This is a genomic window from Bacteroides faecis MAJ27 (genome assembly GCF_900106755.1).
Classification (GTDB): Bacteria; Bacteroidota; Bacteroidia; order Bacteroidales; family Bacteroidaceae; genus Bacteroides; species Bacteroides faecis.
This window is the reverse complement of the sequence record NZ_FNNN01000012.1, coordinates 170,466-176,906: the sequence shown is the minus strand read 5'-3', so window position 1 is coordinate 176,906 and position 6,441 is coordinate 170,466. Positions and strand designations below refer to the sequence as shown.

The 6,441-nt window shown below is 54.5% G+C and carries 8 protein-coding genes and 1 pseudogene; all 9 read right to left on the bottom strand.

The features are described 5' to 3' along the window. Positions 1–86 precede the first annotated feature (86 nt). Positions 87–299: pseudogene (locus BLW31_RS12370) on the bottom strand (DUF4141 domain-containing protein); the annotation flags it as partial. Between the two features lie 23 nt (positions 300–322). Further along, on the bottom strand, positions 323–703 hold the full coding sequence (locus BLW31_RS12365) for a DUF3876 domain-containing protein (protein ID WP_002560979.1): 381 nt from the start codon (positions 701–703) through the stop codon (positions 323–325). A gap of 34 nt (positions 704–737) precedes the next feature. After that, positions 738–3,242, bottom strand: coding sequence for a TraG family conjugative transposon ATPase (locus BLW31_RS12360; RefSeq protein WP_010538262.1), 2,505 nt, complete (start codon positions 3,240–3,242; stop codon positions 738–740). Continuing rightward, a complete protein-coding gene (locus BLW31_RS12355; protein WP_007653962.1) occupies positions 3,239–3,571 on the bottom strand; it encodes a DUF4133 domain-containing protein in 333 nt (110 codons plus the stop codon). Before BLW31_RS12355 ends, BLW31_RS12360 begins: the two co-directional genes overlap by 4 nt. Before the next feature lie 11 nt (positions 3,572–3,582). Beyond that, positions 3,583–3,900: a DUF4134 domain-containing protein gene (locus tag BLW31_RS12350; protein ID WP_004371721.1), complete on the bottom strand. Its 318-nt coding sequence runs from the start codon at positions 3,898–3,900 to the stop codon at positions 3,583–3,585. Between the two features lie 201 nt (positions 3,901–4,101). Then, positions 4,102–4,830, bottom strand: a complete 729-nt coding sequence (locus BLW31_RS12345; protein WP_010538261.1) for a hypothetical protein — start codon at positions 4,828–4,830, stop codon at positions 4,102–4,104. Positions 4,831–4,846: 16 nt separating this feature from the next. After that, a complete protein-coding gene (locus tag BLW31_RS12340; RefSeq protein ID WP_010538260.1) occupies positions 4,847–5,200 on the bottom strand; it encodes a DUF3408 domain-containing protein in 354 nt (117 codons plus the stop codon). A 2-nt stretch (positions 5,201–5,202) separates the two neighbouring features. Then, positions 5,203–5,643, bottom strand: coding sequence for a DUF3408 domain-containing protein (locus BLW31_RS12335; protein WP_004291503.1), 441 nt, complete (start codon positions 5,641–5,643; stop codon positions 5,203–5,205). A gap of 2 nt (positions 5,644–5,645) precedes the next feature. Beyond that, positions 5,646–6,407: a ParA family protein gene (locus BLW31_RS12330; RefSeq protein WP_010538259.1), complete on the bottom strand. Its 762-nt coding sequence runs from the start codon at positions 6,405–6,407 to the stop codon at positions 5,646–5,648. Between the last annotated feature and the right edge of the window lie 34 nt (positions 6,408–6,441).

Genomic DNA, 6,441 nt, shown 5'->3' with positions numbered 1-6,441 from the left:
AAGCTGGTGATGATAGGTAAATATTGGAACACTTACCTAATAGCTTGCCAATGCTACATTTATTATATCGCCTATACGGGCGCACCATCGTAATACTTTTTGCCCTGCTGATAGATTTTCACCGTTTCCTGAAAGTTGCTCACCATGTTCGTGGCAGTCTTGGAGGTATGAATGATGTTTTTGGAGGCATTGATGATACCCTGCGCCAGATTGCCCGGATCGCTTACGACCCACTGTGCGCTTGCCCTGCCTGCGAAAAGCAGGCACAGGCAGATAATCATTGTTATTCTTGTTCTCATGTTACTTTGGATTTTAGTGGTTGTTATTCTTCTGTCGGGTGTCCCGGCTGCGGTTTCACCCGCACATAGTCGCCGCCCGGCGAGAAGGTCAGCACGTCCGTTGCCTCGTTGTAGGACACGTCGATGCGGAAGCCGGTGTTCATGAACAGGTTGTCGTTTTCCTCCTGCAAGAGATAGGTTTCCGGTTTCAGCTTGCGGCGCAGACCGCTCCGGCGGAACACCGTCACCTTGTAGGCTTCGCCCTCCTTGTAGATAAGCACATCGGGCTTCCCCTCCACGCTCTCCCAGTTCCCGCACAGCATATCACGGCGGTTATCGACCACATCGCAGGATTGCAGCATCATGACCGCCAATCCGATCAGGCACTTGCTGACTTGCAGCATTTTAACTTTTGATAAATTCATACGCATTTCTTGTTTTTAGCTGATGATTAAATGATTAACTTTTGGTTCTCCGCTTCTCGGCAAGTTGCCGGATGGCGGCTTCGATGTCGCCGCCCAACTTATCCGCCAGACAGTAAACCTCCACTTTCTCCGTTTCCTCGGTGGTGTACGCCAGATACTCTTCTGCACTGACCTCGGTGGCATAGACCGCCGACTGTGTGCCTCCCAAGCCTATCCACACCTCCTTGTAGAGCCGTGAAGGGTTGTTCGCCATGTTGATGGAGAGTATCTGTCCCTTCTCCTTTTCCGTCAGTCCGAGCAACGCCTGTATCTGGTCGAACTTGTTCATGTACTTGCGCTGGTCGAGAAGTATCTTGCAGTCGGAGTTGTTGATGATGCTCTCCTTGACCACCGGAGAACTGATGATGTCGTCCACCTCCTGCGTCACCACGATTGCCTCGCCGTAATATTTTCTGACCGTCTTGTACATATAACGTAGGTATTCAGCCATGTTTGCCGAAGAGAGGGCCTTCCAAGCCTCCTCCACGATAAGCTGTTTCCGCACCCCTTTCAGCCGCCGCATCTTGTTGATGAAGGCTTCCATGATGATGATAGTCACGACGGGGAACAGTTCGCGGTTCTCTTTTATACTGTCAATCTCGAAGACGATGAACCGCTTGCCGAGCAGATCGATGTTCTCCGTAGAGTTGAGCAGGAAGTCGTAACGTCCGCCCCGGTAATACTGCCGCATGGTGGTGAGCATGTTGTCGATGTTGAAGTCGGACTTCTCCACCTTGATGTCGCGCTGCGCCAGTTCCGTGCGGTAGTCGTCGCGCATATACTCGTAGAAAGTGTTGAACGACGGCACGATGCTACGGTCGGATTGGATACGCTCGATGTAGGCACTCACGGCACTGCCCAGTTCGCCGCTCTCCGTCTTCGTCACCTTGTCGTCCTCCGATTTCCAGAGCGTAAGAAGCAGGGTCTTGATGCTGTCCTTCTTCTCCACATCGAAGATGTAATCATCGGTGTAGAACGGGTTGAATGATATGGGCTTCTCTTCCGTGTAGGTGAAATACACGCCGTCCACTCCGCCTGTCTTGCGCCGGATCATGCCGCACAAGCCCTGATAGGAGTTTCCCGTGTCCACCAATACCACATGTGCGCCTTGCTCATAATATTGGCGCACGAGGTGGTTCATGAAGAACGACTTGCCGCTGCCCGAAGGACCCAGCACGAACTTGTTGCGGTTCGTGGTGATACCCCGCTTCATCGGAAGGTCGCTGATGTCGAGGTGCAGCGGTTTCCCTGTGAGCCTGTCCACCATCTTGATGCCGAAGGGCGAGAGCGAGCTGCGGTAGTTAGTTTCCTCCGTGAACAGGCACACCGCCTGTTCGATGAAAGTGTGGAAACTCTCTTCCGCCGGAAAGTCCGCCGCATTGCCGGGTATCGCCGCCCAGTAGAGTGTAGGGCAGTCGATGGTGTTGTGGCGCGGCACGCACTCCATGCTTGCCAGCTGGCTGCCCACGTCGTTCCTTATGTGCTTCAGTTCCTCCGCGTCGTCGCTCCACGCCATGACGTTGAAGTGCGCCCGTACCGAGGTCAGCCCGTAGGACCGGGCTTCGTTCAGGTATTGGTCTATCCACTCGCGGTTGATGCTGTTGCTCCTTGAATAGCGTGAGAGCGACTGCATGTTACGGGCGGACTTCTCGAACTTCTGCAAGGCTTCCTCGCTGTTATTTATCAGCACATACTGGTTGTAGATATGGTTGCAGGAGAGCAGCAGCCCCACCGGGGAGGCGAAGGAGAGGCGGCAGTCGCTCCGGTCGGTGGAGAGCTTCTCGTAACGGGTTTCGGTAGCCACCTTGCCCGGCAGGTCTTCCGCGTCGGAGAGGGTGTGCAGACACAGGCGGTTGTCGCCGATGCGCATCTCCCTTGCCGAAAGTTCGATGTCCTGCAAGGTGATGTCACCTTCCGGCATGAGCGAGAAGTAGCGTTCTACCAGCCCCGCCTTACCCTCCGTCCCCACAATCTCGTCGGTGGAGAGGCGGCGCAACCTGACAAGCCCGCTGTCGTTCATGATACGCTCGAACTGTTCGCAGGCTTCCATGAACTTGGTCGTGGTTTCCCTGTCCAGCTCTTTCGGGATGATGTGCCCTCGGCACAGCGTGCTGAAGTTGCTCTGCATCCGGCTACGCTCCTTCGTCGTCTTGGTCAGGTAGAGGTAGCAGGTGTGTTTCAGGTACGGACGCTCGTTGAAGTGACGCTCGAAGCTCCGTGAGAGGAAACTCATGTCGTCCTTCTGAAGCTCCGGCTTGTAGCGTTCCTTGATAAACCAATCCTGCTTGTGAACGACGGAGTAGTCCGGCAGCACCTTGATCGCCTTGCACCAGCAGCTGTGTATTGCCTCGTACTCCGCGCCCGTCACGGTGTAAAGCTCCGGCAGCTCCACCTCAAAAGCCACCGTGATGTCGGCGTCCTTTGAGATGATGCAGCCATGCTCCACCGCAAGCAGGGGAAACTTGTTTTCCAGTGTTGTCATTTTCGATGTATTCCTCATTGTCTTTCTTCCTTTCGTTGCCGTTTGAACAGCCGGGTTATCCGCCGCCGGTTGATAAGGTATCGGGGATGGCTCCGTGCCGCGCCTAATTTCATCAGCCCGTGTTCACCGTACCGGGCGTTCAGCGCGAAGGTCTGCCACACAAGGAGGGAGGACGATGCCGCGCCGAAGCCGATACATACCCACTGGTCGATACCGACCATGTAGAGGATGACGAACAGGACGAAGAGAGCCAGCAGACCTCCGCAGAAGATGAAGAGGTACTGTGCCTTCAAGCCCTTGAACTCTACCGGACGGCCGATACCCTTGTTTACCGGGTATTCAGCCATACATTATTACATTAAAGGAAGAATGAGCGCAGGATGGTGGCGGCTACAATCAGGAAGATACACGCGCCGAACCAGCTTGCTGCTGTTTTTGAGGTGTCGGGGTCACCCGATGAGAATTTTCCGTACACTTTCACGCCCCCGATAAGCCCGACGACCGCGCCGATGGCGTATATCAGTTTAGTTCCGGGGTCGAAATACGAACTCACCATAGAGGTGGCTTCGTTGATGCCCGCGATGCCGTTTCCTTGCGCGAAAGCGGAGGCGGTTGCGGCGATGAAAAGTGCCGCGGATAGGATTGCTTTTCTGTTTTTCAAGATGTTCTTGTTCATGAATTGTCCTTGTTTTTTGCCGTCGAAAGGGTGGATAGTCCTTTGTCGGGCGGTTGGTACTCTGTTACTTTACTTTGGTTTTAGTGGATGCCCGTTTGTTTCCACGGACGTGGGCGTGTCCGTTGCGGATGGGGATGCGCCTTGCGTTTCCTCGCCGCGTGGGTTGATGTCATTCTTTCATGTTCATTTCTTTTATTGTTGTCATACATAGTTGCGAATGTCGAACTCCTCGATGTTGTCCGGCACGACGAACTCCTTTTCAGATTTCTTCAGCCGAATCTCGATAAGCCCCTTGATGCGGATGCCTATCTCCGAAGAGCCTTCCATCATTTTCTCGTACAGCTCCGTGCCTTCCATGTCGGTGAACACCTTCGCCGCCTTTTCACGTTCCGCCTGTGTCGCGTCCGGGTTCTTGGCGGTCTTGCAGGCGTCGTCGATCTCGTCAAAGCTGCTGCCCGAAGCCCGTGGCGTGTCCGAGGCGTCCTCTTCCGGTTCGTCGTCCCCGTATCCCAGTTCCTCCGGCGGTATGCTCGTGAAGGTCTCATCGAGTTTTTCCTCCGGGACTTGTGCCGGGCGGGATGCGTTTCCCGTTTTTCCGTCGTCAAAAGTAGCCTCTTCCTCCGACAGCTCAATGCCTTTTTCCATAGTGGCGGCTTCTTGCGTCGGTATGGCAGCGGTTGTCCGGGTGGATGCCATCCTGAAACGGCTCTTGCCGATGATGTCCGCCTTTTCCGCAGGGACTTCCTCGCGTGCCGCTATGCGTTTAGTCTCATTCCCGTCCAGTGACCGCCATAATCCGACAATGCCCTTGAAGAAGCGGACAATCCGCGTGTCCATGATGCGCTCGTAAAGGAGCAGGAACAGGAACCAGAGGTTGCAGCCGACCGATACCGCCAGCAGAATGTCTGTCATGCTGATTGTGTAATTCATATCCTTCCGCTTTTGGTTAGAATACTGTATTATAATTTCGGGCATAAAGGCTCTTTATCGCATCCTCGCACTGGTTGAAGTGGTGCGTCAGCACATGGTCGATGTAAGCGGACAGCGTAAGCCGGTCATGCCCGATTACACGGGTGATACGCATGATACGCTCGTGGTACTCCGGGCGCACATACGCCATCTTCCCCTCACGTGCCTTTACTTCCGGGTCGCGGATGAACAGGCGTTCATAGTCCTTCTCACTGCATTTGCCGCTTACCGGGACAGGCGACAGGATTTCCACACTCGCCTGCACTTGGGCAAACATACCTCCGCAGTCTTGCTGTGGTCTTTTTTCATTCGGTGTCATTTCTTTTTCCATTTTCAAATCAGATCTTCACGTTGTTTCTTGTACAGTTCGTTGATTCTCTCCTTGTGCTGTTCCAGATGCTGGCGCAGCACGGTATCCACATATCCGCCTACTGAGATTTCCCCTCCGGCGATGTCGTTCACGATTCTGAGGATCTTGCCGTGGACGTCACGGCTGATATAGACACATTGGCGGGTCTTTATCTCGTTGCGGCGCAGGAACAGCTCGTTGTAGTCCTCGTCCTGCCTTTTCCGGCGTCCACTTTCTCTCTGCGCTTTTTCCCGTGTTACGGGTTGCACAGGAGATGGTTCCGGTGCGGCGGTGTCCTCTTCGGTCGGTGCAGCTGCGGGTACTTCCTGTGCGGGGCGCAGTGTCCCGTCCTGTGTGCGCCGCCCGATGGAGGCTAACAGCAGTTCCTCGTCGATGCCTTCCGTGTTCACTTTCCTGCTGCCCATGCTCACTGCGGTCTGATGATGTCGCTTATCTCTTCGGAAAACTCCCGGATGCCACTCCCTTTCAGCAGTGCCGTGTCCATCGGGAAGATGGTGGAGCGGAAAACGCTCTTGCGCTCTTCCGAAAGGTCACGGCGGAACTTCTTGCTGTCGGGCAAGCGGGTGGAAAGTACCGGAAAGCCCATTTCGGCTATCACTTCCTCGTAGATGCCGTACAAGTCGTTCCTCTCCCTGCCGTCCACCATTGTCCAGAACAGATGCAGCCCCTTTGTTTTCGCCTGTCCGGTAGTCATCAGCCTGTCGCGGAACATCGTGACGAATTTCAGGGTACTCTCCACGACAAAGCGGTCGGCACTCAGCGGAGTGAAAATGTAGTCCATCTGCGAGAGCGTCTTTATCACGCCGTTACTACGGAGTGTGCCGGGCATGTCGAAGAACACCACGTCGGGTTTCACGTCCTCAGTGGCAATCATCCTCTCGGCATCGTCGAGGGCGTTCACCGCATTGCTCTTGACGATGGTGTAGGAGTTCTTTTTGATCCGGCGGAAATGGTCGCAGGCGAGAGCCTTGAAGTAGGTGCTGCTGTCGATAAGCCCCATTTCGTGTTCGCGCAGCCCGTGGATGCTGTGCTGCGGGTCGTCGCAGTCCACGACGGCGACATTGTAGCCTTTCACGTTGTGCAGGTAGCTGGCGGCAAGTGCCGTGACAGTGGATTTGCCGATGCCACCTTTCTGTGTTGCGAATGCAACGAAGATTTCCTTACTCATAGTTCCATTTATTTTAATTGTTGAAGATTTCTTT